Origin of the sequence: Ralstonia sp. UBA689 (genome assembly GCF_002298975.1) — a bacterium.
GTDB lineage: Bacteria > Pseudomonadota > Gammaproteobacteria > Burkholderiales > Burkholderiaceae > Ralstonia.
Genome location: NZ_DBMV01000005.1, coordinates 14,515 through 40,981, shown reverse-complemented (window position 1 = coordinate 40,981; position 26,467 = coordinate 14,515). Strand labels below are relative to the sequence as shown.

At 65.9% G+C, this 26,467-nt stretch carries 22 protein-coding genes; 8 read left to right on the top strand and 14 right to left on the bottom strand.

The features are described 5' to 3' along the window. Positions 1-15 precede the first annotated feature (15 nt). The 9 genes from B4F51_RS03010 to apbC all read right to left on the bottom strand — a co-directional run bounded on the left by B4F51_RS03010 (position 16) and on the right by apbC (position 9,662). Positions 16-273, bottom strand: coding sequence for a hypothetical protein (locus B4F51_RS03010; RefSeq protein ID WP_296223608.1), 258 nt, complete (start codon positions 271-273; stop codon positions 16-18). Then, the gene (gene fdh3B / locus B4F51_RS03005; RefSeq protein ID WP_296223607.1) at positions 270-938 is read right to left on the bottom strand and encodes a formate dehydrogenase FDH3 subunit beta; all 669 of its coding nucleotides are present in this window, start codon (positions 936-938) and stop codon (positions 270-272) included. The genes B4F51_RS03010 and fdh3B overlap by 4 nt, the downstream gene beginning before the upstream one ends. 12 nt (positions 939-950) lie before the next feature. Beyond that, the gene (locus B4F51_RS03000) at positions 951-3,947 is read right to left on the bottom strand and encodes a molybdopterin-dependent oxidoreductase (protein ID WP_296223606.1); all 2,997 of its coding nucleotides are present in this window, start codon (positions 3,945-3,947) and stop codon (positions 951-953) included. A gap of 73 nt (positions 3,948-4,020) precedes the next feature. Further along, a complete protein-coding gene (locus B4F51_RS02995) occupies positions 4,021-4,272 on the bottom strand; it encodes a twin-arginine translocation signal domain-containing protein (protein WP_296223605.1) in 252 nt (83 codons plus the stop codon). Between the two features lie 235 nt (positions 4,273-4,507). Continuing rightward, positions 4,508-5,179 (bottom strand): TorD/DmsD family molecular chaperone, encoded by a 672-nt coding sequence (locus B4F51_RS02990; protein ID WP_296223604.1) that lies wholly within the window; start codon positions 5,177-5,179, stop codon positions 4,508-4,510. A gap of 24 nt (positions 5,180-5,203) precedes the next feature. Further along, a complete protein-coding gene (locus B4F51_RS02985) occupies positions 5,204-7,372 on the bottom strand; it encodes a 4Fe-4S binding protein (RefSeq protein WP_296223603.1) in 2,169 nt (722 codons plus the stop codon). An 82-nt stretch (positions 7,373-7,454) separates the two neighbouring features. Beyond that, complete coding sequence (locus B4F51_RS02980; RefSeq protein WP_296223602.1) at positions 7,455-8,015, bottom strand: DUF3306 domain-containing protein; 561 nt, start codon at positions 8,013-8,015, stop codon at positions 7,455-7,457. Positions 8,016-8,027: 12 nt separating this feature from the next. Then, the gene (locus tag B4F51_RS02975) at positions 8,028-8,558 is read right to left on the bottom strand and encodes a DUF3305 domain-containing protein (RefSeq protein ID WP_296223601.1); all 531 of its coding nucleotides are present in this window, start codon (positions 8,556-8,558) and stop codon (positions 8,028-8,030) included. Between the two features lie 15 nt (positions 8,559-8,573). Next, positions 8,574-9,662: an iron-sulfur cluster carrier protein ApbC gene (gene apbC, locus B4F51_RS02970; protein ID WP_296223600.1), complete on the bottom strand. Its 1,089-nt coding sequence runs from the start codon at positions 9,660-9,662 to the stop codon at positions 8,574-8,576. A 215-nt stretch (positions 9,663-9,877) separates the two neighbouring features. Between apbC and B4F51_RS02965 the strand changes: the two genes are divergently transcribed. Next, positions 9,878-10,507: an OmpA family protein gene (locus B4F51_RS02965; protein WP_296223599.1), complete on the top strand. Its 630-nt coding sequence runs from the start codon at positions 9,878-9,880 to the stop codon at positions 10,505-10,507. 303 nt (positions 10,508-10,810) lie between these two features. Further along, the gene (gene metG / locus B4F51_RS02960; RefSeq protein WP_296223598.1) at positions 10,811-12,880 is read left to right on the top strand and encodes a methionine--tRNA ligase; all 2,070 of its coding nucleotides are present in this window, start codon (positions 10,811-10,813) and stop codon (positions 12,878-12,880) included. Positions 12,881-12,983: 103 nt separating this feature from the next. Here the strand turns inward: metG and bamE are convergent, their stop codons facing one another. The 3 genes from bamE to B4F51_RS02945 form a co-directional block, all read right to left on the bottom strand. Beyond that, the gene (gene bamE / locus B4F51_RS02955; RefSeq protein ID WP_296223645.1) at positions 12,984-13,526 is read right to left on the bottom strand and encodes an outer membrane protein assembly factor BamE domain-containing protein; all 543 of its coding nucleotides are present in this window, start codon (positions 13,524-13,526) and stop codon (positions 12,984-12,986) included. A 94-nt stretch (positions 13,527-13,620) separates the two neighbouring features. Further along, positions 13,621-17,520, bottom strand: a complete 3,900-nt coding sequence (locus B4F51_RS02950; protein WP_296223597.1) for a translocation/assembly module TamB domain-containing protein — start codon at positions 17,518-17,520, stop codon at positions 13,621-13,623. Positions 17,521-17,528: 8 nt separating this feature from the next. Beyond that, the gene (locus B4F51_RS02945; RefSeq protein ID WP_296223596.1) at positions 17,529-19,307 is read right to left on the bottom strand and encodes an autotransporter assembly complex protein TamA; all 1,779 of its coding nucleotides are present in this window, start codon (positions 19,305-19,307) and stop codon (positions 17,529-17,531) included. 228 nt (positions 19,308-19,535) lie between these two features. Here B4F51_RS02945 and B4F51_RS02940 point away from each other — a divergent pair, with 228 nt between their 5' ends. The 3 genes from B4F51_RS02940 to panC are packed head-to-tail and all read left to right on the top strand — an operon-like array spanning position 19,536 to position 21,525. Then, positions 19,536-19,724, top strand: a complete 189-nt coding sequence (locus B4F51_RS02940) for a DUF3460 family protein (protein ID WP_296223595.1) — start codon at positions 19,536-19,538, stop codon at positions 19,722-19,724. A gap of 43 nt (positions 19,725-19,767) precedes the next feature. Continuing rightward, on the top strand, positions 19,768-20,649 hold the full coding sequence (locus B4F51_RS02935) for a segregation and condensation protein A (protein WP_296223594.1): 882 nt from the start codon (positions 19,768-19,770) through the stop codon (positions 20,647-20,649). A 24-nt stretch (positions 20,650-20,673) separates the two neighbouring features. Beyond that, complete coding sequence (gene panC / locus B4F51_RS02930; protein WP_296223593.1) at positions 20,674-21,525, top strand: pantoate--beta-alanine ligase; 852 nt, start codon at positions 20,674-20,676, stop codon at positions 21,523-21,525. Between the two features lie 46 nt (positions 21,526-21,571). Here panC and B4F51_RS02925 read toward each other — a convergent pair whose 3' ends face one another. Together B4F51_RS02925 and B4F51_RS02920 are read right to left on the bottom strand one after the other, a co-directional pair. Further along, on the bottom strand, positions 21,572-22,237 hold the full coding sequence (locus tag B4F51_RS02925; RefSeq protein WP_296223592.1) for a ParA family protein: 666 nt from the start codon (positions 22,235-22,237) through the stop codon (positions 21,572-21,574). Between the two features lie 65 nt (positions 22,238-22,302). Further along, entirely contained in the window at positions 22,303-23,781 is a 1,479-nt protein-coding gene (locus tag B4F51_RS02920) for a cobyric acid synthase (protein WP_296223591.1), read from the bottom strand. Positions 23,782-23,883: 102 nt separating this feature from the next. On the opposite strand from B4F51_RS02920, the gene cobU reads away from it, so the two are divergent. From cobU to cobD, 3 genes are read left to right on the top strand one after another with little or no spacing between them, the layout of a single operon-like run. After that, positions 23,884-24,459, top strand: a complete 576-nt coding sequence (gene cobU / locus B4F51_RS02915) for a bifunctional adenosylcobinamide kinase/adenosylcobinamide-phosphate guanylyltransferase (RefSeq protein WP_296223590.1) — start codon at positions 23,884-23,886, stop codon at positions 24,457-24,459. Next, on the top strand, positions 24,456-25,448 hold the full coding sequence (gene cbiB, locus B4F51_RS02910) for an adenosylcobinamide-phosphate synthase CbiB (RefSeq protein ID WP_296223589.1): 993 nt from the start codon (positions 24,456-24,458) through the stop codon (positions 25,446-25,448). The genes cobU and cbiB overlap by 4 nt, the downstream gene beginning before the upstream one ends. Next, complete coding sequence (gene cobD / locus B4F51_RS02905) at positions 25,445-26,461, top strand: threonine-phosphate decarboxylase CobD (protein WP_296223588.1); 1,017 nt, start codon at positions 25,445-25,447, stop codon at positions 26,459-26,461. The genes cbiB and cobD overlap by 4 nt, the downstream gene beginning before the upstream one ends. The last annotated feature ends 6 nt before the right edge of the window (positions 26,462-26,467 follow it).

Below are 26,467 nucleotides of genomic sequence, written 5' to 3'. Positions count from 1 at the left end.
CTCCGCTCGCGCGCGTCATGGCGTCTTGTTGTACTCGTTCTGGTACTGGCCGCGCGCGCGGATCTGGTTCTCCCAGCTCGTACGGTCGCCGGGCGTCCAGTTCTTGGCCATGAACGGATCGCCTTCCGCGCCCTTGTAGGCGGGTGCATCGTCCTTGCGGTGCGAAGCGACAGCGGTCTGCGCGCGCTCGCCGCAGGCGGACAGCAGCAGCAAGGTGCCCAGGGCGATCAGCAGGCCGGTCGATCGCACACGTAGGCTCACATGCGGGCTCATGATTGCGCTCCCGATGTGGAAGCCGGCGCGGCGGGCGCAGTTGGAGTGGCCGGCGTTGTCTGGCCACCCTTGCCCTGCGCACCGCCATAAGCCGTGCCCCACCCGAACAACTCTGCGCCCTTCCCCCGCTTCATTACCCGGTTACGCAAAATATCGGCAATCACATCGCCGTCACCGCCCAGCAGCGCCTTGGTCGAGCACATCTCCGCGCACAGCGGCAGCTTGCCTTCGGCCAGGCGGTTGCGGCCGTACTTCTCGAACTCTTCCTCGCTGCCGTTCTTTTCCGGGCCGCCCGCGCAGAACGTGCATTTGTCCATCTTGCCGCGCACGCCGAACGTGCCTTGGCTCGGGAACTGCGGCGCGCCGAACGGACACGCATACGAGCAGTAGCCGCAGCCGATGCAGACGTCCTTGTCGTGCAACACCACGCCGTCTTCGGTGCGGTAGAAACAGTCGACCGGGCAGACTGCCATGCACGGCGCATCGGAGCAGTGCATGCACGCCACGGAGATGGATTTCTCCGCGCCGATCATGCCGTCGTTGATGGTGACCACACGGCGCCGGTTGACGCCCCAGGGCACCTCGTGTTCGTTCTTGCAGGCCGTGGCGCAAGCGTTGCATTCGATGCAGCGCTCGCTGTCACAGATGAATTTCATGCGTGCCATGATCGCTCCCCGTTATGCGAAACGCTCGATCTGGCAGACCGTCGTTTTCGTTTCCTGCATCATCGTCACCGAGTCGTAGCCGTAGGTGGTGGCCGTGTTGACGGCCTCGCCGCGCACGATCGGGTGGGCGCCTTCCGGGTAGTAGCCGAGCAAATCCTTGCCCTGCCACCAGCCCGAGAAGTGGAAAGGGATGAAGGCGTGGTCCGCGCCCACGCGCTCCGTTACCAGCGCGCGCACCTTGATCTGGGCGCCGGTCGGCGTCTTGACCCAGACGAAATCGTTGTGGCGAATGCCCCGGTCAGCCGCGGCCTTCGGGTTGATTTCGACAAAGTTCTCCTGCTGCAACTCAGCCAGCCACGGGTTGGAGCGCGTTTCCTCGCCGCCGCCCTCGTACTCCACCAGGCGGCCGGAGGTGAGGATGATCGGGAATTTCTCGTAGACCTTGTTCTCGATATTGCGCTGCTGCACCGTCTTGTACAGCGTGGGCAAGCGCCAGAAAGCCTTCTTGTCGTCGTGCGTCGGGTACTTGGCGACCATGTCGGGCCGCGTGGAATACAACGGCTCCCGGTGCTGCGGGATGGCGTCAGGGAAGTTCCACACGATGGCGCGCGCCTTGGCGTTGCCGAATGGGTGGCAGCCGTGCTTCATCGCCACACGCTGGATACCGCCGGACAGGTCCGTCTTCCAGTTCTTGCCCTCGGCGGCCTTCTTTTCGGCTTCGGTCAGGTCGTCCCACCAGCCGAGCTTCTTGAGGAACACGTGGTCGAACTCGGGGTAGCCGGTGGTCAAATCCGCGCCCAGTGAGTGCGAGCCGTCTTCGGCCAGCAGGCTCACACCATCGCGCTCCACGCCGAAGTTGGCGCGAAAGTTGCCGCCGCCGTCCATCACGTGCTTGCTGGTGTCATACAGATTGGGCGAGCCCGGATGCTTGAGTTCCGGCGTGCCATAGCACGGCCACGGCAGGCCAAAGTAATCGCCGGTGAGGTCATAGCCGGTTTCCGGATCCTTGCCGCCCCTGCAGCGCAGCGTGCGCACGTCGAACAGGTGCATGTTGCGCATGTGGGCCTTCAGGCGCTCCGGCGATTGACCGGTGTAGCCGATGGTCCAGTTGCCGCGGTTGATCTCGCGCAGGATCGACTCGATCTCGGGCTCGCGCCAGGTCATGCCTGCGCGCTTGTATTCGGTAATTTTGCAGTTCTTCGACAGTTCCTTACCGAAGCCGAGGCGGTCCGCAAAGGCCTGCATGATGACGTGGTCCGGCTGCGATTCGAACAGCGGCTCGATCACCTTCTCGCGCCATTGCAGCGAGCGGTTCGACGCCGTGCACGAGCCCGACGTTTCGAACTGCGTGGCAGCGGGCAGCAGGTAGACGCTACGGTTCGGATTCGGTGGCGTGCCGTCCGCGGCGGGCATGTTGGCCATCGCGGCCGTGGCCGACGGATATGGGTCGACCACCACCAGCAGGTCGAGCTTGTCGAGCGCGCGCTTCATCTCCAGCCCGCGCGTCTGCGAGTTGGGCGCGTGGCCCCAGTAGAAGACCGCGCGGACGTTGTTGTCCTGGTCGATCAGCTCGTTCTTCTCAAGCACCGCGTCGATCCAGCGCGACACCGTCGTGCCGGATTTTTCCATCATCGCCTGCGAGGCGAAGCGGCCCTTGATCCAGTCGTAATCGACGCCCCACACCGATGCAAAGTGCTTCCACGCGCCAGCGGCCAAGCCGTAATAGCCCGGCAGCGAATCCGGGTTCGGGCCGACGTCAGTCGCGCCCTGCACGTTGTCGTGGCCGCGGAAGATGTTGGCGCCGCCACCCGACTTGCCGATGTTGCCCAGCGCCAGTTGCACGATGCACGATGCACGCACGATAGCGTTGCCAATGGTGTGCTGCGTCTGGCCCATGCACCACACCAGCGTGCTTGGACGGTTCATCGCCATCATCTCGGCAACTTTATGCACCTGCGCCTCGGGCACGCCACAGACCTCTTCGACCTTGTCCGGTGTCCACTTGGCGAGCACTTCCTCGCGCACCTTGTCCATGCCGTAGACGCGATCGTGCAGGTATTGCTTGTCTTCCCAGCCATTCTTGAAGATGTGGTACAGCACGCCGAACAGGAATGCGATATCAGTGCCCGAGCGGATGCGCACGTACTCATCGGACTTGGCCGCCGTTCGCGTGTAGCGCGGGTCCACCACGATGACCTTGCAGCCGGTTTCCTTGGCATGCAGCAGATGCAGCATCGACACCGGGTGCGCTTCTGCCGCATTCGAGCCGATATACAGCGCGCACTTGGCGTTCTGCATGTCGTTGTACGAGTTGGTCATCGCACCGTAGCCCCAGGTGTTTGCCACACCCGCCACCGTGGTGCTGTGGCAGATGCGCGCCTGGTGATCGCAGTTGTTGGTGCCGAAGAACGACACCCACTTGCGCAGCAGATACGACTGCTCGTTGCTGTGCTTGGACGAGCCGACGAAGAAGAACGAATCCGGCCCCGTCTCCTGGCGGATCGTCTTCATCTTCTCGACGATCTCGTTGAGCGCCTGCTCCCAGCTGATGCGTTGGTAGCGGCCGTCGACAAGTTTCATCGGCGTCTTGAGGCGGTACTCGCCGTGGCCGTGCTCGCGCAGCGCGGCGCCCTTGGCGCAGTGCGCGCCCATGTTGATCGGCGAATCGAACACCGGCTCCTGGCGCACCCACACGCCGTTCTGCACGACGGCATCCACCGAGCAGCCGACCGAGCAGTGCGAGCACACCGTGCGGCGCACGACGATATCGCCCTTGCCTTCCGCTGCCCGGGCCTCGCCCACCACCGATCTCTTCACCAGCGAGAGCTGCGTGGCCGCCAGCCCCGCGCCCACGCCAATGCCGGAGCGCTTGAGGAAGGTACGGCGGTCCATGGTCGGCAGCGCGCCGGCCAGGCTGCGCGCCAAGCTGCCGGTAAGCGATGCGGCGCCCTGGCGGCGTGCCTGGGCGGTCTTGGTGTCCTGTACCGCCGGTTTGCGGGTCAGAAGCATGGGGGTCACCTGAAGATGTGAAGGACGTGGATTGGTCGATGCGGCAAGCGCGGCGAATGCCGGCGAAGCTGCATCAGATCCACGTCGTCTTGTAGTACTTGCGGATGTGCTCGGTCAGGCGGTAGCCCGAGGCGTCGTCAGCGGCGGGCTCGGCTTGCGGCGCGGCAGAGGCGATCGGCGCCTGTGCGAGATGTCCGGCCGTGGCGGCGGTACCGGCAGCGGCAGCGGCCACGGCGGCACCCATCAGAAAGCGGCGGCGCGTAGGCGCTGACTCAGGGACATCCGCTTGAGAGCGGGTGTGAGGGGCGGTGTTCGGACCTGGCATGTCGATGCTCCCCGGCTTTGGCGAACCGATGACCGAATGTAATAGGAAATTTTGGACACATTTTAGAAGTAATGGCACAGGAAAACCATGCCTGATATCCCTCACTCCAGCAGTTTTCTGACGATTTACCGATGAATTTTTTCAATCGGCATAAGCTGAACCACTCCGCCGTGATGCTGGCGGGGCCTCACTCTTGACCAAATGCTGACTTTTTAGGCAAATACTTGACGCAGCGTCAGGCCAATTCGAGCGCGAGCCGCTCCACTTCAAAAAACGCTTTTGCCAAACCGGCCACATCGGCATAAAACGCGGCGCGCGGATGCTGCAATACAGCATCGCAAGCGGTGTCGACCCACGATGCCAGATGACGCTGGAAGAAGGCGCGTTGCTCTTCCACGTGTCCAATGGCTGCGTCGTCCCCGGCAATCAGGTAGCGCATGACCTCGCACAGCGTGGCGAGGTGGTCTTCGGTTTCGGTGACGCCCTCGGCGCGCTCCAGGCCGTAGCGGTGCAAGTCATCGCGCAGCACCACCAGCGGCTTCTCGTTGAGGAAACCCGCCTGGTAGTACGAGCCATACAGGAACACCTCGGGCTTGCCGACGCCAATGAAAAGCTCGGTGTATTCGTCGTCGGCCTGGGAGGCGGTCGTCTGCCCGGCGCGCGCCACCAGGCGGCGCCAGGCCTGCGTGAGCGCGCTGCTGGCGGCGGCTTCGACGTCGTCCGGACGAGCCCCCTCCTCGTCTGCCGGAGCCGGCGGCGCTGCGGCAATGCGCTGCAGCAAATCGGGCTCGGGCGCACGGAAGAACAGCGTGGCCAGCAGGCCGTACAGATCGGCGCGGGCGAGATCCTCGGCGCTGTCGGCAGGCGTTGCGGCGAGCTGGAATTGCAGGGGCTGGGCGTCGGTCATGGGGTTCGTTCGGTTAGCGGCGGATCAGTGAGCAGCGCCGGGTTGTTCGCCGCGCTCCATCATGTCGATCACGCGACAGTCGGGGCACATCTTGAGGCGTTCCGCCGCCGCGCCGGAGAAGGCTGGGTGCGCGCCCAGCTTGGCGAGCATCGTGGTGATCATCTGCGCGGTGCCGAACGGCTTGCCGCAGCGGATGCAGTGGAACGGCTGCGCCTCGTTGAGCGTGACCGGCTGGCGCGCGGCGGTGCCCAGGTTCAGGCGCGGCACCAGGGCGATGGCGTCTTCGGGGCAAGTGGTCTCGCACAGGCCGCATTGGACGCAGTTGCGCTCGATCATGGCCAACACAGGCCGCTCGGCCGTATCGCGCAGCGCTTGCGAAGGACACGCGCCAACGCAGGCCATGCACAGCGTGCAGCGCTCACGGTCCACTGCAATGGCCCCAAATGGCGCACCGGCGGGCAGCGGAATGATGGCCTCGGTAGCCTTGGCGTGGCGCGCAAGATGATCCAGCGCGAAATCGAGCGTCTCGCGCTTTGCGGCGGCCACGGCGAAAGTGGCGGCCGGCATTTCACGGCGGAAACCACGCAGCGGGCCGGACACCTCCGCGGCATTCAGGCGCAGGTCGAGCGCAGTCACATCGGCCTCATCGATCAGCACAACGCCCGGCGCATCCAGCGGATCGCCCAGCCCCTGCAGCACGGCCTGTGCCACGGCAACCTGCTCGGCGAGCATCTCGCGGTATTGCGGCGCATCGTCCTCGGTGAGCAGGATGGCGATGCGTGCGGCGCCAAGGGCCAAGGCGGTCAACCACAGATCCAGCCCGGTCGATGCCGCATGAAACACTTCCACGGGCAGCACATTCACGGGCACGCCCTGCGCCTTGCCCGTGCGCGCGGCACGACCGAGCTGCTCGATCCGCTTTCGGCCGCGCTCACCGTTGTGCAGCAAAACAACGGCATCGCGCCCGCCGGCCGACGCGTACGTGTTCAACAGCGTCTTGAGCTTGCGCCCCTGATATGGCGCGCTCGGATAGGCATAGGTGATGGCACCCGTCGGGCACGCCGTCGTACATGCGCCGCAGCCCACGCAGAGATTGGGCGTGACGTGCACGCTGCCGCGCCCGTCCTTCCATTGCGACGAGATCGCCGATGCCGAGCACACCGTCACGCACGCATCGCAGCCCACTTGGCCATTGCGTCCGTGTGCGCAGATCGATTCCTTGTACTGGAAGAACTTGGGCTTCTCGAATTCGCCCACCAATTGCAACAGCGCCAGCGACGCCGTCAACTGCCGTCCGGCATCGGTGCCGGCGTGGAAGTAGCCTTGCGGCGGCTGGTGCTGCACAAAGGCCGGCGCATCGTTCAGGTCAAAGATCAGGTCGAACTGGCCCGAGAGCGCTTGCGGCGCGTCTAGGCGGCCGAAGTCGATCGCCATGGCCTCGCCACAGGCCTTCACGCAGTCGCGATGGTCACGGCAGAGATCGAGGTCGATTTGGTAGAGGCTGTCAATCGCCTTTTCCGGGCACACGTCAATGCAGGCATTGCAATGTGTGCAGCGGTCCAGGTCGATCGGATTGCGGTTGCGCCACTGCACCTCGAACGCGCCAAGCCACCCGCTGACCTGCGTCAGTTCGCCGGCGTGGACGGGCCAGCGGCGCTCCATCGGCGGCGAGAGCGGGTCGGCAGCGCGGTCGCGGCCGGTGGCGAGCACCGTCACGCTCAGTTGATCGGCCAGGCGCTCAGCCCACGGCATCACGCGCTCAGCCGGGCCGACGATCAGCAGGTTGCCGGCGCAACGGTACGCAACCACCGGCACCGGGTCAGGTGCGGGCAGCCCGGCCACAGCCAGCAGCGCAGCCGTCTTGGCGTGAAAGCCGCGGGCATGGCGCCGCGTGCCGGCCGACCACCCCCCGGTCTCGCGGATGTTGACGAAATGGATCGGCGCCGTCACGCCATCGCGCTGCGCGACCACTTCAGCAAACAACGCCTTCTCCTGCGTGCAAGCGACGATCACGTCCTCGGTGCCATCCAGCGCCTGCGTGAAGGCGCCGATCTCGCGCCGGCACAGCAGGTGGTGCACCTGACTGGGCGCATCGATGGGCGCACCGGACGCGCGCAAGGCGTCGCCTATCGTATCGACGGCATCAGCGTCGAGCGGCATGGTGTGATTGCAACTGCAGACCAGCGTGGGCATGGAATTGTGCGTATGCGCCCGCATCTGTCGCGCGGGCTGTGGGGACATGGCCGCCCGGTCGCTGCCGCGCGGTCCTCTTTTTTTATTCTACGGACGGCGGCTTAGGGTCGCCATGCGAGGTTGCCTCGGCAGGTGCGTCGGGTGATGGCTGCTCGGCCGATTCGGCAGGTGTTTCGCCCGTCAACATCGGTGGCTCATCGGATGCCGGTTCGACTCCCGTCCGCTCCGCCGTTTCCTCGTCCAACGGCTCAAACAACCGTAATTCGGCCGCCTGACGCAACTCGCGCAGCATCGCAGGCGGAATCGGATCGGGCTGTGAATAATCGTCGATATACGTGTCGAGCCCATCCATCACGTTGAAGTGCGGATCGGCAAAGAGCTTCTTGAGCGCGGCCCGCTTGACCACCTCGTCCACGCCACGCGCGATGAAGGGGGTGAAGTCGTCGGCGGGGGTCAGCTTGGCGGCATCGTCCAACGTGAGCGGCGGCGCGTCGGGCGCCGGCTCCACAGCCTCTGGCTCGGGTGCGGCGATGATGGGCGCAGGCGCCACCTCAGCAGGCAGTGCCGCCTCCAATTCGGGCTCGCCGCGCCGCTCGGCCGCCTTGCGGCGCGACCAGCGCGACAGGAAGGATTCATCGCTCACGGCAGCCTCGATTCAGTACTTCGCGCGGTCTTCCGGCGACAGGAACGACTCGGGCCGGCGCCGCTTCTTTGGCTCAGGTCGATAGTTCTCGGCCACGTACGCCCGCAGCCACTCCAGCGCGGCGGCGTCCAGCGGCACGTTCTCGACGGTCTCACCGCCATCAAGCCAGCGGCCGGCCTCGTTATAGCTGAGCGACACGGTATGCGGGATCGCCCGGTCCTCATCGGCGGTACCGGCCTCGCCCAGTCGCCACAACACGAACCAGCACGGCGCGGCGGAGGTCACGTTCAGGTAGTAGCCCTCGGCCTCGTCATGGAACAGCGTGACGGTAAAGCCCGGGGTGAGCCAGCGCTCCGCATCGTCGGAGCGATCGAGGCAGCGTGGCTCAGTGCCGTATTCGCCCAGGTCCGGCACCACCGCCTCCAGCCGCCACTGGAATGGCTGCCAGCGGTTGGCTGTCGGGCGACGGCACAGCACCACCGCCACGCGCACCGAAGGTCTTTCGGTGGGGCGCTCGTCCTGCAACGGTTCGACGATGTCCATGGTGCTGCGCTCGACTTACGTGTTCTGCACGACGATCGACGGGAACTTGCTCGTCATGTCCTTCGCCTTCTCGGCCACGGCAATGGCGACGCGGCGAGCGATCGACTTGTAGACGCCCGCAATCGCGCCATCCGGATCCGCCACCACGGTCGGGCGGCCCGAATCGGCCTGCTCGCGGATGGAGAGGTTCAGCGGCAGGCTGCCCAGGAACGGCACGCCGTACTGCGCGCACATCTTCTCGCCACCGCCCGCGCCGAAGATGTGCTCGGTGTGGCCGCAGTTGGGGCAGCAGTACACCGCCATGTTCTCGACCACGCCGATGATGGGAATGCCCACCTTTTCGAACATCTTTAGGCCCTTCTTGGCGTCCAGCAGCGCGATGTCCTGCGGCGTGGTGACGATCACCGCGCCCGTCACCGGAACCTTCTGCGACAGCGTGAGCTGGATATCGCCCGTGCCCGGCGGCATGTCGACGATGAGGTAATCCAGATCGCGCCAGTTGGTCTGCTTGAGCAGTTGCTCCAGCGCCGACGTGACCATCGGGCCGCGCCAGACCATCGGGTTGTCCGCCTCGATCAGGAAGCCGATCGAGTTGGCCTGGATGCCGTGGCCTTCCATCGGCTCCATCGTCTTGCCGTCGGCCGACTCCGGCTGGCCCTGGATGCCCAGCATCATCGGCTGGCTCGGGCCGTAGATGTCGGCATCAAGAATGCCAACCTTGGCGCCCTCGGCGGACAGCGCCAGCGCCAGGTTCACGGCGGTGGTCGACTTGCCCACACCGCCCTTGCCCGAAGCCACGGCAATAATGTTCTTCACATTGGGGAGCAGGTGCACGCCGCGCTGCACGGCGTGCGCAACGATCTTCATCGACACCTGCACGCTCACATTTTCGACACCTTGCACCTGGCGCAAAGCGCCGATCACCAGCTTGCGGATCGTCTCGAACTGGCTCTTGGCCGGGTAGCCGAGTTCCACGTCGAGCGACACCTCGCCGCCATCGACCCGGACGTTGCGCACCGACTTGGACGACACAAGGTCGCGCTCGGTATTGGGGTCCACCACGCCGCGCAGGGCTTCGGTGATCTGTTCGATGGTTACGCTCAACTTGGGCTCCAGAAATCTATGCATCTAATGCGAATGGGGGACGGTCCAACAGTGGCGCTGCGTGAACTTTGCAATCCATTCGCCACTCTATGTACTGTTTTGCTATTGTATTTTGCCGGCGCGACATTCGCCCGATTCCCCCCAAATATCCCTCGGCCGCGCCGGTCATCGGTAAGCCAAACAAGAACCGACCCCGTTATTTCGTAGGAGAAATCATGAAAGCCAAGCTTATTTCCGTATCGCTCGTCGCCCTGCTGGCGGCCGGCTGCGCCACCGAGCAGCAGAACCAGACTGCCGTGGGCACGGGCGTTGGCGCGGCCGTGGGCGCCGGCATCGGTGCGCTGGTCGGCAATGGCAAGGGCGCAGCCATCGGCGGCGCACTGGGCGCGGCAACCGGCGCGGCCGTCGGCTACAACTGGGGCGCCATCAAGTCCAAGCTGGCCGGCGACACCGCTGGCACGGGCACGCAAATTTCGGAGCAGCCCGACGGCTCGCTCAAGCTGAATATCCCGAGCCAGGTTTCGTTCGATACCGACAGCGCGGTGATCAAGCCGTCGTTCCGCGGCCCGCTGGATAGCGTGGCACAGACGCTCACGCAACATCCGGAACTCGCCGCCAACGTGGTCGGCCACACCGACAGCACCGGCAATCCGAACTACAACATGACCCTGTCGCAGAAGCGCGCCCAGAGCGTGGCGAGCTACCTGACCGACCGTGGCGTCGCCCGCAACCGCCTCTCCGCCGAGGGCCGTGGGCAGACGCAGCCGGTTGCCGACAATGCCACCGAGGCAGGCCGCGCACAAAATCGCCGCGTCGAAATTTATTTGAAACCAATTCAAGGGTGACCAGTCATAGAAAACGGGTACCGCTTGCCGTACGTTGCTGGCTCGCGATGTGTGGCTGACCTCCCGGGCGGTACCTGATTTCTCCTCCTTTTCCGTTGTGGAAAGCTGCGCCGGCTCTGACCGGCGCTTTTTTTGGGGCCACACCATGCGCGGCATCGTGGCGCATGGGCCAAGCCCGCGATTACACCCGCGATTCCCCAGATCCCTCCTTGGCCGGCCCGCCACCGCCGGGCGCGCTAAAATATGCGTTTCTCCGCGCGCCGCGCCCTGCCCGCGGCCCGCCCGCACTTTTCTGGCCTGCCCATGTCCGAACGTCGCATCCTCGTCACTTCCGCCCTGCCCTATGCCAATGGGCCGATCCACATCGGCCACCTGGTCGAGTACATCCAGACCGATATCTGGGTGCGCTTTCAGCGCATGCGCGGGCATGAGACCTACTACGTGGGCGCCGACGACACGCACGGCACGCCCGTCATGCTGCGCGCCGAGAAGGAAGGCCTGACCCCGCGCCAGCTCATCGAACGCGTTTGGACAGAGCACAAGCGCGATTTCGACAACTTCCTCGTCTCGTTCGACAACTACTACAGCACCGACTCCGACGAAAACAAGGAGCTGTGCCAGAGCATCTACCTCAAGCTCAAGGAAGCCGGCCTGATCGACGTGCGCGAAGTCGAGCAGTTCTATGACCCAGTCAAGGAAATGTTCCTGCCGGACCGCTTCATCAAGGGCGAGTGCCCGAAGTGCGGCGCGAAAGACCAATACGGCGATTCGTGCGAAGTCTGCGGCGCCACCTACCAGCCGACCGATCTGAAGAACCCGTATTCCGTGGTGTCGGGCGCGACGCCTGTGCGCAAGTCGTCGGAGCATTACTTCTTCAAGCTGTCCGACCCGCGCTGCGAGACCTTCCTGCGCGAGTGGGTGGCCGACCTGGCCCAGCCCGAAGCCACCAACAAGATGCGCGAATGGCTCGGCGACGAAGGCGAGGCCAAACTGTCGGACTGGGACATCTCGCGTGACGCACCGTACTTCGGCTTCGAGATCCCGGGCGCACCGGGCAAGTACTTCTATGTGTGGCTGGATGCACCGGTCGGCTACTACGCCAGCTTCAAGAACCTGGCTGCCCGCCTCGGCCTCGACTTCGAATCGTGGATCGCCGAGCACTCGACGACCGAGCAGTACCACTTCATCGGCAAGGACATCCTGTATTTCCACACGCTGTTCTGGCCGGCCATGCTCAAGTTCGCGGGCCACCGCACGCCAACCAACGTGTTTGCCCACGGCTTCCTGACCGTGGACGGCGCCAAGATGAGCAAGTCGCGCGGCACCTTCATCACCGCGCAGAGCTACATCGACACCGGCCTGAACCCCGAGTGGCTGCGCTACTACTTCGCCGCCAAGCTCAACGCGACGATGGAAGACCTCGACCTGAACCTGGACGACTTCATCGCCCGCGTGAACAGCGATCTGGTCGGCAAGTTCGTGAACATTGCCAGCCGCTCGGCGGGCTTCCTGGTCAAGCGTTTCGACGGCCGAGTCAATGATGCGGCGCTGGGTCATCCGCTGATGGTGCAACTGCGCGAAGCCGCCCCGCAAGTTGCCGATCTGTATGAGAAGCGCGAATACAGCAAGGCCCTGCGCGCCGTGATGGAACTGGCCGACGCCGTCAACGCCTTCGTCGACACGGAAAAACCGTGGGACCTGGCCAAGGACGAGGCGAACCGCGACAAGCTGCACGCCGCGTGCTCGGTAGCGCTGGAGGCGTTCCGCCTGCTGGCCGTGTATCTGAAGCCGATTCTGCCGGCCACGGTCGAGCGTATCGAAGCATTCCTCAACGTCGAGCCGCTAAACTGGCGTGCCATCGACTCGCAACTGTCGTCGGCCAAGCCGATCCAGCCGTACTCGCATCTGATGACGCGCGTGGACAAGAAGCAGGTCGATGCGCTGGTGGAGGCCAACCGTCAATCGCTGCAGGCCGCTACGGACGCACCAGTTGCCGCCGCCAACGGCGCCGCCCCGATCGAGCCGATGGCCGAGACCATCACCATCGACGACTTCGCCAAGATCGACCTGCGTGTCGCCAAGATCGTTGCCTGCCAGCGCGTGGAGGGCTCGAACAAGCTGCTGCAGCTCACGCTGGACGTGGGCGAGGGCAAGACGCGGAATGTGTTCTCGGGGATTCAGTCGGCGTATGCGCCGGAAGACTTGGTCGGCAAGCTGACCGTGATGGTTGCCAACCTCGCACCGCGCAAGATGAAGTTTGGGATATCGGAGGGGATGGTGCTGGCGGCTTCGGCTGCCGATGAGAAGGCTCAACCGGGCCTCTACATTCTTGAGCCGCATTCCGGTGCGGTGCCGGGGATGCGGGTTCGCTGATGTTTTTTCTGGGATAGGCCTTGGTGGTTCATCCCGGTTTCGCCCCCGGCAGGGGCGAAACAAGGGATGCACCGCAAGAACAAACCCAGGTCAGAAGCCCAGCCTAAGCCCCATTCAACCGATTATCACTACGAGAAGTCGTAGTCACCCGCCCATCCGGTCCAAAGTGGACATTGAAGAACGCCCGCTCAGTCGGGCTCTCCATCCACCTGTATCCCCAAACCTCTTCCTGCTTCAGTCGAAACGCCTCAACCTTGGTCGGCTTGCCCAGCATGCGCCGGACGTCATCCTTGGTTTGCCCGACGCGCACGCGCCCAAAGTTTTCGGCGGTGAGCGCCTGCTCGATCTTGCCGACGCGGCCATCGGGCGAGATCGTCACCATCCAGGTGGAAGTTCCTTCCGGCCCGCGCGGATACTCAAGCTGCCGCGTGCCATCCTCGTTCTCCCAGATCATCTCCGGCTGCCCTGCGGTGGCCTTCACGTCGGCCTCGGTCGACTGCCCGGCCACGATGTCCTTGAACAGCAGGTTGTCCGGCTTGGCCGATTGCCAGGCCCGCTTGGCAGCATCGCCCGCGCGGTCGACAGCTTGGTCAACTTTTTGCTGATCGCAGCCGAACAGCCCGAGCAATGACGCCAGAATGCCCATGGTGACCCCCACTTGTGCCAGTTGACGTTGCGGCATGGAACCCTCTCGTTGGAACGCGCAAATGCCGCCATTCTGGCAGCGTGCATGCATTCAATTAAAAGCGTTTGTTAAATAGCACCGACGCGCCGTTGATCGTCCCGCCACGCGCCACCACCGACCAGCGTCGCGAGAACTGCCACGTCAGCTTGACGATGGAATCGGCGGTGGAAAGGCTCTGCTCGTAGCCCACCGTGATGCGCTCGGAGATCGCCTTGCCCAGGCTCACCACCTGCGGGTCGGTCAGGCCTGAGGTGGAGGGGCCAATCGAGAACTCATCGAACCCGAAGCGCCGCGCCACGTTCTTGCCGGCCACGTTGCCCAATAGCCCCAGCGCCGCGCCAGACATGGCCTGCTGCTGGCCGAGACCCGCGTTGGAGGCGCTGTAGCCGAACATCAGCCACGAGAGCTTGTCTTCATCTGGCACGTTGGGCTCGGAGACGAGCTTCACGCGCGGCTGCCGCACCGTACCAGTCACCTGCACGCCGGCCTCGACTTCCTGATTGCGACGCATGGCGATGATGTTGAACGACGGGTTGTTGATCGGCCCAATAAAGTTCAGCACGCCCTGTTCAATGGCCAGCTTTCGGCCGAAGGCTTCGTAGGTGCTGCCCTCGCGCACGTAGATCGTGCCGGTGCCGCGCAGGGGCACCAGCGGTTCGCTATGCACATGCATCTGGCCGCCGAGCGAGAGGTCGGCTCCCGCGCCCTTGAAGCGGAAGTTATCGCCAAAATCAACGTCGACTTCGACCACTGGGCTGAAGCGGCCGGCGGGCTTTTCTTCGCGCTTGATGCCTCGCTCGGCCTGGTTGCGGGCGGCATCGGCGCGACGAACGATGACCACGTCGTCGCCGAGCATCGGCGCGCCATCCTTGGGCAGGTTGAACAGGCCTCGGTCCACCTTGAACTTGCCGGTGACGGCCACGCGGTCGTTGTCGTTGGCGATACGTGCCTCGCCTGACAACACCAGCGCACGGTCCGGGTCAGAAAAGAGCTGCAATTTGTCGGCAACGATGGCGCCGGCCAGGTTCGGGTTGGCTTCGCCAAGCTGAACGCGGCCCTGCGCACGCACGGTGCCGTCGCCACCGTGGAACAGCACGTCCTGCAGGTCGACCACGTTCTGGTCCAGCGCCACGCGCACGACACCACCTGTCAGGCGAATGCCCTGGTCATACAGGGCCACGTCGAGGTCCTGCCCGGTCATAAAGCCGCTGACCTTGGGCGCGCCCACCGTGCCGGCAAACGTCAGGCTGGCCGCCAATTGGCCGTCGGTCGCGACGTCCGGCCCCAGCAGGTCACCGATGCCTTTGAGGTGCGGCAGACTCACCGTCAGCCCGCCGGACAGCGGCGACGACGGCGCCATCAGCGCCAGCGACCCCGGCGCGGCATCGCGCGCCAGCCCCACCCCGGCATCGAGATAGAGATTGCCGACGCGCGTCGACTGCACGTTGCCGCGCAGTGCCAGGCGCATGCCCTCGCCGCGCGCTTCCACCGTCGCCTCGGTCAGGCCCAGCGGGGTAAAACCGCGACCGGCGTTGATCGACAGATCGCCGCTGCGGCGGGCAATGCGTGCCGTGCCGCTGGCCGTGCTGCCAAGATCCAAATCCCACTGGCCATCGATCACGAGATCGGTGCGCACCGGCGATGCCTGGCCCGTCCACGTGCGCACGAGTTCCAGCACGCGTGCAATCTGCAAGCCGTCAAAGCGGCCGGCGCTGCGCAGGTGACCTTGATTGGACTCCACGCGGTCGATATGGATGGGCGTCTGGTCCAGCGTCAGATCCGCACGTCCAACCATCAGGCGACCCGGCGCCACCGACACGCGCACCGGCGCCGTCAGTTGCAGGTTGGGCGCGCCCTGTGCCGACAAAGTGGAGAGCGTGCCATCCCACGCATCACCGTCCTTGCCGGGTGTGAGCGCACCTTCGCCCGCCAGCGCGAACTTGAACGGCTGGTTGCGCACGTTGCCATCCGCATCGGCGTGAAAGCGGTGGGCGCGGCGCGTGCCGTCCAGCGTGGCATGCACCTCGCGCAATGACACGCTCGGCGCCGTCACGCGCTGCGCCGTCAGCGCAAGCTGGAGTTGGCCGTCGAGCCCGTCATGCATCTGCGCGCGACCGTTCGCCAGTTCGATCTTGTTGCCTTGATAGGCGAGCTGCTGGGCGCGGAACGTGGCGTCCACCTGTGGGCTCTTGAGGGTGCCCGACACATCGCCCGACAAGGTGAGCGCTCCACTCACGCCAAGCTGCAGGCGCGCGAGCTGGGGCGCGTCGACTTCCACATGCAGGCGGTCGCCCGCAGCGCCAAAGCTGCCACGCAGGTTCGCCTTGTTGCCGGCCACATCCAGCCTGGCGTCGCTCGGCAGCAAGCGCTCACCGCGCAGATGGACGTTGCCGTCGCCGGTCATCGGCAGGCCGGCGTAGTCGCTGTCGCGCACGGCAAATTTGATCGCTGCGTCGATCGGCTCGCCCAGCGTGCCGCGCGCATCGAACTCGGCATTGATGCGCCCCTTGGCCACCTTGGCCAGCCGCGATGGGTCGAATTCGGCCAGGTTGCCCTTGAAGGCGAACGACTGCGCATCGTCGTGCTTGAGCGTGCCCGCCAGCGTCAGCCGCGAACGGCCGAGCGACACCTGAGCGCTCTCCACCGCTACCTGCGCGGCGTCGAGCACTGCCTTGGCTTGTGCCCGCATGTCGCCGCCCGCCAGATCGAGCGCCACGCGCTGCGTGCCGCTCGCAAAGTCCACGGTGATGGGGCCGGCGAGATTGGTCTTCTCCAGCGATGCGTGCAGTGCCTGCAAATCGAGTTGCCGCACATCGACGCGCAGCGTACCGCGCCCCTTCTTCACATCGGCGGCGCCGGTCAGTTGCGCGCCGCCCAGCAGACGTACGTCGAGGCCGGTGAGCTGCTGATCGTCTTCGTTCAGCCGCACCTGCGCGCGCAACGACTGCAGCGGCAGCTTCTGCTTGTCGAGCGTGCCGGCCTGCGCATTGTCGATCTGCACGGGGCCGGCCACGGTCAATGTCTTGGCTTTCTCGTCTGGGCGCAGATCGGCGTGAATGGTGAGCGACGCTTCCGGCGCGCCCGGCGCAAACACGCGCGGGTTGACGTGATCGGCCGACACCACCGCCCGCGACAGCGGTAGCGCGCCAAACGGCGTGGCATCAATCTGCGCCTGCGCGGTCAGCTTGGCGCCGGTACCGGTCGCATCGATATGCAGCGCTTCCAGCGAGCCCGACAGTTGCGCCGACACCGACGCGTCCTGCTTCTGGCCGTTCGCCTCGAACTGCGTGGCGAGCGTCGCGGCGCCCGTCAGCGGATAGGGTCGCGCGCCCGTCATGCGCAGCGTGGCGGCCAGCTTGCCGGCCGGCGTTTCCATGCCGTCGAGCAGCACGTTGTGGTGCGTGCCGTCGGTGTGCAGGCTGCCGACAATCGACTTCAGTTCGGTCGTCGACGTTCCTTCGCGAATGGCGAGGCGGTCGACGGCCAGGCGGTCCACATCGAGCGCCAGCGGCAACACCAGCGAAGCAGGCGGCCCACTCGGGGGTGTCGGCGGCGTGGGATGGAGGATCACCTCGACATTGCCGGCAGTCAGGTAGGCGAAGCGTGCATGCCACGGGCCGCGCGTCACGCTCCAGCGGCCTTCTGCGTGGTCGATGCGCACTTCGGTGCTGCCCGCGCGCACGTGCAGGTCGCGTAGCGACACGCCCTCGCGCAACGTGCCGCCGACCAGCTTGCCCGACACATAGGCGTGGCCGAAGCGCGTGGCGAGCGACCACAACTGCGCCGTGCCCGTCTGCGAATGAACGGCCCAGACGAGCCAGCCCGCGAGCGCGAGCATGATCACCAGCACGAGAGCAATCAGGCCCCCCAGCCAGCGCAGCAGGCGCCGGCCCCAGCCACGTTTCGGACGTGGCGTTTCAGGTTGAGCGGATTTGGGAGTCTGCGTGTCGGTCATACCTATTCTCAGAACGCGATCCCGAGCGACACGCTCGGCCGGAACTGGCGCTGCTGAATGCCGTACGCCAAGTCGACCTGAATCGGCCCGACCGGGCTCTTCCAGCGCACGCCCACGCCCACACCGTTGAACCAGCGACGCTCCGACCAGTTGTCGGTGGCCGTGCCCGTATCCCAGAACACGGCGGCGCCCCATTGTGGCAAGAACCAGCGCTGGTACTCCAGCCCGCCGGTGACAAGAAACTTGGTCGGCAGCGTGCTGCCGTCGACCTGGTTGCCGATGCTCTGGAAGTCATAGCCGCGGATCGACTGCGTGCCGCCTGTGCGGAAGCGCAGCGTGGCCGGCACGCCATCGCCGGTGCCGGAGGTAATGACGCCGCCCAGCTCGGCCCGCGCGACAAAGATGTCGCGCTGCCCCACCGGCACGTATTGGCGGATGCGGCTGTACGAACGCACGAACGACTGGTCGGTCAGCAGGCCCTTGACCGCCGCGCCAATCTGCGTGGTGATGATGTTGCCCCGGCGCGGGAACAACGGGTCGTCCACATTGCGGCGCGTCCAGGCAAAGCCGGGCACCAGCGCCTTGCTCAACTGGCGCGCGGCGCCCTCAGGACGCAGATCATCGTAGTAGTAGTCGATCGTGAACGAGGTCTCGTAGATGCCGCGCACGCGCGTCTGCTTGAAGCCGGATCGGTAGCTGCGCGTGTCGGTGCCCGACGTGTCGGTGCGATCCATGCTGCTGTAAATGCTGTTGACGTACTGCTTCTCGTCGGGCGGCAGGGTCACGCTGCCGAACAGGTATTGCCGGCGCTGCTCGATGCGCGCCTGGGTGTCGAGCACCCACGCCTTGTTGAACAGGTTCAGGTATTGGTAACGCCCTTCCACCGATGCGCCGGTGTCGGTGCCGTAGCCGACACCGCTGGTGATGCGGTTGGGCGGGTACTCGCGCACACGCACGCGCACGGGCGCATCCACCGGGTTCTTAGGGTCTTCGCCCAGGTCGACGATGGCGTTGGCGAAATACGGCTGGCCCTGGATGGCGGCCTGCAGCGACTGCAGGCGATCGGCGGAGTAGTCCTCGCCCACGCGCAGCGGGTTGACGTTGTCGATGATGCTGCGCGGGTAGCGCGACAGCCCCTGCACATCCAGCGGCCCCAGCGTGTAGGCCGGACCGCTGTCATAGGTGACGGACAGGTCGGCCTTGCTCTCGTCCGGGTCGACGCGCGCCTGCGACGCCGTCTGCTTGGCGGCGTAATAACGCTTGCTCTGCAACGCGGCCAGGCTGTCGTCCTTGGCCTTGTCCCAGCCGGCCTGGCGAAAGGCCATGCCTTGCGGCAGGCCCCAGACCTTGTTCAGTTCTTCGATGCGTTTGGGTTCCTGCGTGATGGCGCCGTTGAAGTCCAGCGCCACGCTGTCGATGGTGGTACGCGGGCCGGGATCGACCTTCACCCGCACGACGCGGTGGTCTGGAGGCCCCTCCAACTGGGCGGTCGCCTTGGGCACGAAATAGCCCTCCGTGGCCGTCAGCTTGGCAACCTCCTCGCCCACGGTCTCAACCATGTACTGGAGTTGGGCGTCGGTGATGTCCTTGCGGTCCTGGTAGCGGGAAAGGTCGAGATGGCGCTCCAGCAGGTCGCGGATCGCCTTGGGTGCCTCGATCTTGACCTCATACTCGGCGTGTGCCGGCGCACAGACGATGGACAGGACAAACCCGGCCGCGAGTGCGGCGGCGTGAACAGCAGGAAAGCGAAAGCGTGGCGGTCGCGATGGTCGCTTAAGGCCGGTCATCGTGGCAAGCGTGGCGCCGCGCCCACGGGCCGGCTGAGTCGAAGGAAAGCCGTATTTGACCATACCGGTTCCGGACGGTGCCCAGGCAAATGCAACCAATGCGTCCTTTCGGATCGGTCCGAAGCCCTCCGCAGGCGCCGTGCCCAACGGCCAATACGGTAAAATGCGCCGGTTTTCCGCCCGGGAGCCCTCCCGGCCGGGCAAGGTCATCCAACATCACATACCGCCATGTCCCTGTACAAGTCCGAGATCACCCAGTTCCTGGAAGAACTCAAGACCCAGAAGCCCGATCTGGAAACGCAGCAGCGCCAAGGCCGCTCCCTGCTGTGGGACAAAGACCCGATCGACCTGGACGAGCGCGCACGCGCCCAGGCCGCCCGCGTGGCGCAAAAGCCGTACGTCTACTCGCTGGACTGATCGGCAGTCTGACGACCACCAGCGCCCCGAAACTCGCCGCCGCATGACCACTCCCGCGCAGGACAAACTGCCGCTGCCCGTCGAGCTGCCCAGCGTGGCGGCCGAGCAGGACTCCACGCCGGCACAGGTCGATGGCCTGGCCTTCGCGCGGCTGTACGGCGAGCCGCTGTTCAAGCTCCCGCAAGACCTCTACATCCCGCCCGACGCGCTCGAGATCTTTCTCGAAGCATTCGAAGGGCCGCTGGATCTGCTGCTCTACCTCATCCGCCGCCAGAACTTCAATGTGCTGGACATTCCGCTGGCGCAGGTCACGCGGCAATACCTGGCGTACATCGAGCAGATCCGCGCAACCAACCTGGAACTGGCCGCCGAATACCTGCTGATGGCGGCCATGCTGATCGAGATCAAGTCGCGCATGCTGCTGCCGGTCAAGAAGACCGACTCCGGCGAAGAACCCGAAGACCCGCGCGCCGAACTGGTGCGCCGCCTGCTCGAATACGAGCAGATGAAGCTCGCCGCGCAGAAGCTCGACACCGTGCCGCAGCTCGGCCGCGACTTCCTGCGCGCGCAGGTCTACATCGAGCAGAGCCTCGCGCCGCGCTACCCCGACGTCAATTCCGACGACCTGCGCGTCGCCTGGGCAGACGTGCTGCGCCGGGCCAAGCTCACGCAGCACCACAAGATCTCGCGCGAAGAGCTGTCCGTGCGCGAACACATGAGCCAGATACTGCGCAAGCTGCAGCACGCGCGGTTCATGGAATTCACCGAGCTGTTTGAAGAAGCGATCCAGTCCGGCAAGGGGGCGCCCATCGTGGTGGTCAACTTTGTCGCCATGCTGGAGCTCTCGCGCGAATCGCTGCTCGAAATCACGCAGGCTGAACCGTACGCACCCATCTACGTGCGCCTTGCCTACTCTCCGACGTAATCGGTCGGATCACCACCAAAGCGAATGAAAGTCATCTCGTCCATCCAGGAGCTGCGCGACCAGTTGCGCGGCCAGAACCGCGTCGCCTTCGTGCCGACCATGGGCAACCTGCATGAGGGCCACCTGAGCCTGATGCGCCTGGCACGCCAGCACGGCGATCCGGTGGTGGCGTCCATCTTCGTGAACCGCCTGCAGTTCGGCCCGAACGAAGACTTCGACAAATACCCGCGCACACTGCAAGACGACATCGAGAAGCTGCAGAAGGAAGGCGTGTATGTGCTGTTTGCGCCCACCGAGCGCGACATGTACCCCGAGCCGCAGGAATACCGCGTGGAGCCGCCGCACGACCTGGGCGACACCCTCGAAGGCGAGTTCCGCCCCGGCTTCTTCAAGGGCGTCTGCACGGTGGTGATGAAGCTGTTCTGCTGCGTGCAGCCGCGCGTGGCCGTGTTCGGCAAGAAGGACTACCAGCAGTTGATGATCGTGCGCCGGATGGCCAATCAGTTTGCGCTGCCGGTGGACATCATTCCCGCCGAGACGGTGCGCGCAGAAGATGGCCTGGCGCTGTCGTCGCGCAACGCGTATCTGTCCAGCGACGAGCGTGCCGAAGCGCCCGAGCTGTACCGCCTGCTGCACCAGGTGCGTCAGGATGTGCTGGAAACCGTGCTGCAGGGCCAAGCCTCGCACGAAGAGGTGACGGCCAAGGCGATGGACACCCTGCGCGACCGCGGCTGGCAACCCGACTACGTGGCCGTGCGCCGCCGCTCCGACCTGCAAATGCCAACGCCCGAGAACATCGCCGCCGGCGAGCCGCTGGTGGTGCTGACCGCGGCCAAGCTCGGCAAGACGCGCCTGATCGATAACCTCGAGATCTGAACAACGCGCGGCACCAACAAGAAGCCCGGCAACTGCCGGGCTTTTTTCATACCGCTGCCGACGTATCCGGCGGCGCGACCTGCGCAGCCGCCGCACCGAGCCACCCGAGAATTCCACCCCACTGCTCCACGTCGCGAACCACGCGCGAGGGCGCCACGTCCCACAGCGTCAAGCCGTGCGCGGCCAGTTGCACATAGTTCTGGGTATCGCGCAGATAACCCAGAATGGGCACCTGCAACCCCTGCACGAAGCGCTGAAGCTGCTCGGCTGCGCGCGTGCGCATATCCACGCGCATGCCGACCACGCCCAGCTTGACGTCGCCATGGCGGATCGGCTTTTCGTCTGCCAGCCTGCGCAGGAAGGTCTGCGTAGCGAGGATGTCGAACATCGAAGGTTGCAGCGGCACGATCACGTGATCCGACAGCTTGACCAGGTCGGTCAGCCGCCAGCCGTGCAGGCCGGCGGGCGTGTCGAGCACCACATGCGTGGTGCCCTTGGGCGGCTTGGCGATGTGGTCGGCGTTGATCTCCCACGTGCTGATGGGCTTGGCCGTCGCGGGGCGCAGCGCCAGCCACTCGCGCGACGACTGCTGGCGGTCGGTGTCGCCCAGCATCACCGTGTGATCCTGCGCGGCAAAGTAGCCGGCCAGATTGGTCGCCAACGTCGTCTTGCCCACCCCACCCTTCGGATTCGCTACAACGGCCACCGGCATGCCAGCCTCCTCGCGCTCGAATAATGTGCCGAGTAGGTCACTCGGACGATCTGCATATTTGCAGATTATGGCTCAGCCGGGATGCCCAGGGCGGCAAACAGGGCCGGCAGGTCCAGATGGGCCTCGCAGGTATCAGCCAGGCGTTCCAGCGAGGCTTCGCGCAGGGCGGCATAGTCCAGCGCCTGCGCATCGCGCACGCCGGCCCAGGCGAGCAGCGTGCGGCAGGCCTCGGGAGCATCGAACAGGCCGTGCAGATACGTGGCGAGAATCTGGCCGTCGGCAGAAATCGCGCCGTCTACGCGGCCATCGTCCAGTTGCACGGCAGGCCGCGCGAGCGCCGGCCCGTCCGTCACACCCATATGGATTTCGTAGCCGGCGATGGCTGCCCCTATCGCCCCTCCTGCCACGCCCCCGGTCAGCGTGCCGCGCACTTGGCGCAGTTGCTTGGCCGCGTCGAGCGTGGTTTCGAATTCCAGATAACCGAGGCCGTCGACACTGCCCGGCGTCCCTTCCAGCCCGTGCGGATCGTGCAACCGGCGCCCCAGCATCTGCATGCCACCGCAGATGCCGATCAGCTTGCCGCCGTAGCGAAGGTGCCGTGCGATGGCGGCCTCCCAGCCATTGGTGCGCAACCAGGCGAGGTCCGCCTGCACGCTTTTGCTGCCGGGCAGGATGATCAGGTCTGCGGGCGGAATCGGCTGGCCGGGGCCAATCAGCCGCACATCCACCTGCGTGTGCGCACGCAGCGCATCGAAATCGGTGTGGTTGGAGACGCGCGGCAGCACCGGAATCACCACGCGCAGCGCTTCGCCCGCATTCCCCGAAACGGCGCGCTGCGCTGTCTGCACCGCGTCTTCCGCATCGAGATGCAGGCCATGCAGATACGGCAGCACGCCAAAGACCGGCTTGCCCGTCTGCGCCGTCAGCCAGTCGAGCCCCGGCGTGAGCAGCGAAATGTCGCCGCGAAACCGATTGATGACAAAGCCGGCCACGCGCGCGCGTTCGCTCTCCGACAGGCAGGCCAGCGTACCCACGAGATGCGCGAAGACGCCGCCACGGTCGATGTCGGCAACCAGCACGACCGGGCAGTCCACCGCTTCGGCAAACCCCATGTTGGCGATGTCGCGGTCACGCAGGTTGATCTCGGCAGGGCTGCCGGCGCCTTCCACGAGCACGAGGTCGTATTGCGTGCGCAGGCGGGCGTGCGACGCCAGCACGGCGGCCATCGCGGTGGGCTTGTAGTCGTGATAGGCGCGTGCATCCAAGTCGCAGCGCGGCTGGCCGTGGATGATGACCTGCGCGCCGATGTCGCTGTTGGGCTTGAGCAGGACGGGGTTCATGTCGACCGTGGGCGCAATGCCGGCGGCCTGCGCCTGCAGCGCCTGGGCACGGCCGATCTCGCCACCGTCGGCGGTGACGGCGCTGTTGAGCGCCATGTTCTGCGGCTTGAACGGGGCCACGCGCACCCCCGCGCGATGGGCGACGCGGCACAGGCCGGCCACCAGCGTGCTCTTGCCGGCATCGGACGTGGTGCCCTGGATCATCAGGGTGCCCCTCGGAGGCACGGTAAGCAGTGGCTTTGGCATGCGCCGGATTATCGCACCCGCACCTGCGCGCGAAGGGCACCGCGTGGCTAAAATGCACGGATGTCTCGCCGTCTTACGCTCGTCCTCGGTGGTGCCCGCTCGGGCAAGAGCCACCACGCTGAACAACTCGCGCTGCAATGCGCGGGGCCGGTCACGTATATCGCCACCGCACATGAGGGCGACGAAGAGATGCAACTGCGCATCGCCCTGCACCGCGCACGTCGGCCCGAGCACTGGACAGTCGCTGAAGTACCGGAGCACCTGGCCGAAGCGCTCTACACGCACGCACAGCACGGCGGCTGCGTGCTGGTCGATTGCATCACGCTGTGGCTCAACAACCTGCTCTTCGCCGAGCAGCGCGACTACCCCGAGACTGGCCTCATCACCCCGCCCGAAGTTTGGACGGCTGAGATCGATGCGCTGCTCACCGCCCTGCCGCTGCTGCCGGGCGAGATCATCCTCGTGAGCAACGAGATCGGCCTGGGCGTGGTGCCGATGGGCGCCCTCACGCGCTTTTACGTGGACGAGCTGGGCCGCTTGAACCAGCGTCTCGCTGGCCTGGCCGACAACGTGCACCTGCTGGTGGCCGGCATTCCGATGGTGATCAAAGGGCCGGCACTCGGCGCCGCATCGTGACCGGGAGCGTCGGCCTTCCAACGGGCGGTGTGTTCGATCTTGGGTGGCCGCTGGTTGCGCTTGCCGCGTTGGCCGGCGTGCTGCTCGACCGGCTGTTCGGCGAGGTGCCGCGCTGGCATCCACTGGTCGGCTTCGGGCGGATCACCACCGCCATCGAACGCCGCATGAACCGCAATCCTGCCGCGTTGGCGTGGTCGCGCGCCATTGGACTCATCGCCTGGGCGACGGCCGCGCTGCCGTTCGTACTGCTGGCGGGATGGCTGGCCGCCACGGCGCGTGCGGCTTCGCCCTGGGCGGTGGTCGCGCTCGATGCCGCAGCCCTCTACTTTGCGATCGGCGCGCGCAGCCTGCATGACCACATCGCGCCGATTGCCGCTGCGCTGCGTGATGCCGACCTGCGTCGCGCGCGCGCGCTCGCCTCGCGCATCGTCTCGCGCGATCTCCGCAATGCAAGCGACGAACCCATCGCCCGCGCGGCTGTGGAATCGGCGCTGGAAAACGGCAGCGATGCCGTGTTCGCGCCACTGTTCTGGCTCGTGGTGGCCGGCGCGCCGGGCGTGATGCTGTACCGCCTGGCCAACACGCTCGATGCCATGTGGGGCTATCGCAATGCGCGCTTCACGGGCTTCGGTTGGGCGGCCGCGCGCATCGACGACGTGCTCAACTGGATGCCCGCGCGGCTCACGGCGATGAGCTATGCACTCCTCGGCCACACCGCCGATGCGCTGTGCTGCTGGCGCGCGCAGGCGCCGCAATGGTCGAGCCCCAACGCGGGCCCGGTGATGGCCGCCGGCGCGGGCAGTCTGCGCGTGCGGCTGGGCGGCACGGCGCGCTACGAAGGCGTGGACGAAGCGCGGCCACCGCTGGGCACTGGCGAGCCCGCGACCGCCGCCGATATTTCGCGGGCGCTGATGCTGGTGTCGCGCACGTTGTGGCTTTGGCTCGGCGTGTTGGGCGTGATCGGTGCCGTCGCGCGGAGCTGGTCTTGAGCGGCATCGCCCACGGCGGCAACCTTGCCGCAGCGCGCGCGCTGTACGGCGAGCAGGACGAACAGGCGGGCGGCTGGCTGGACCTGTCCACCGGCATCAACCCGCACGGCTATCCCATCCCACCGATCCCGCCCGATGCCTGGCTGCGCCTGCCCGACGACGATGGCCTCGAAGCATTCGCCGCCGCGTACTACGGCGTCAACGATGGCGGCGCGGTGCTCGCAGTTGCTGGCTCGCAGGCTGCCATCCGCACGCTGCCGACCCTGCTGCCGCGCGGGCGCGTCGGTGTTGCCCAGATCGGCTACAGCGAATACGCGCCGGCCTTTGCACGCGCCGGACACGACGTCACGCCATTGCCTGAAGCCGCGTTCCTGGGCGGCCTGCCCGACGATGTTCTGCACCTCGTCATCGTCAATCCAAACAACCCGACCGCCCGCCTGCTGCCAGCCAAGACGTTGCGCGACTGGCATGCGCGACTGCAAGCCCGCGGCGGGACGTTGGTCGTGGACGAAGCCTTCATCGAGGCGCTGGAGGATGGCCCGACGCTCGCCCCGCTGACAGGCGCGCCGGGGCTCGTTGTCCTGCGTTCGATCGGCAAGTTCTATGGGCTGGCGGGAGCACGCATCGGCTTCGTGCTGGCGGCGCCCGATCTGCTGGTCGCCCTGCGCGATGCGCTGGGGCACTGGACCGTCAACGGCCCAGCCCGCGCGGTGGTGCGCACTGCACTGGCGGACTTGCCCTGGCAAACAGCCATGCGCGCCCGATTGCAGCGGGAAGGCACGCGACTGCACACGTTGCTGGATCGCCACGGCCTGCCGAATGCCGCCACGCCGCTGTTTGCCTGGGCACCTACGCCACGCGCGCAGTCGCTGCACGCAAGCCTGGCGCGCATCGGCGTCTGGACCCGCTTGTTCGACTCATCTGTGCCCGGATTGCGCTTCGGCTTGCCTCCGGATGAAACCGGATGGCGCCGCCTTGACGATGCGCTAGCATCGCTGTCGCTTTCCGTTTGAATCATC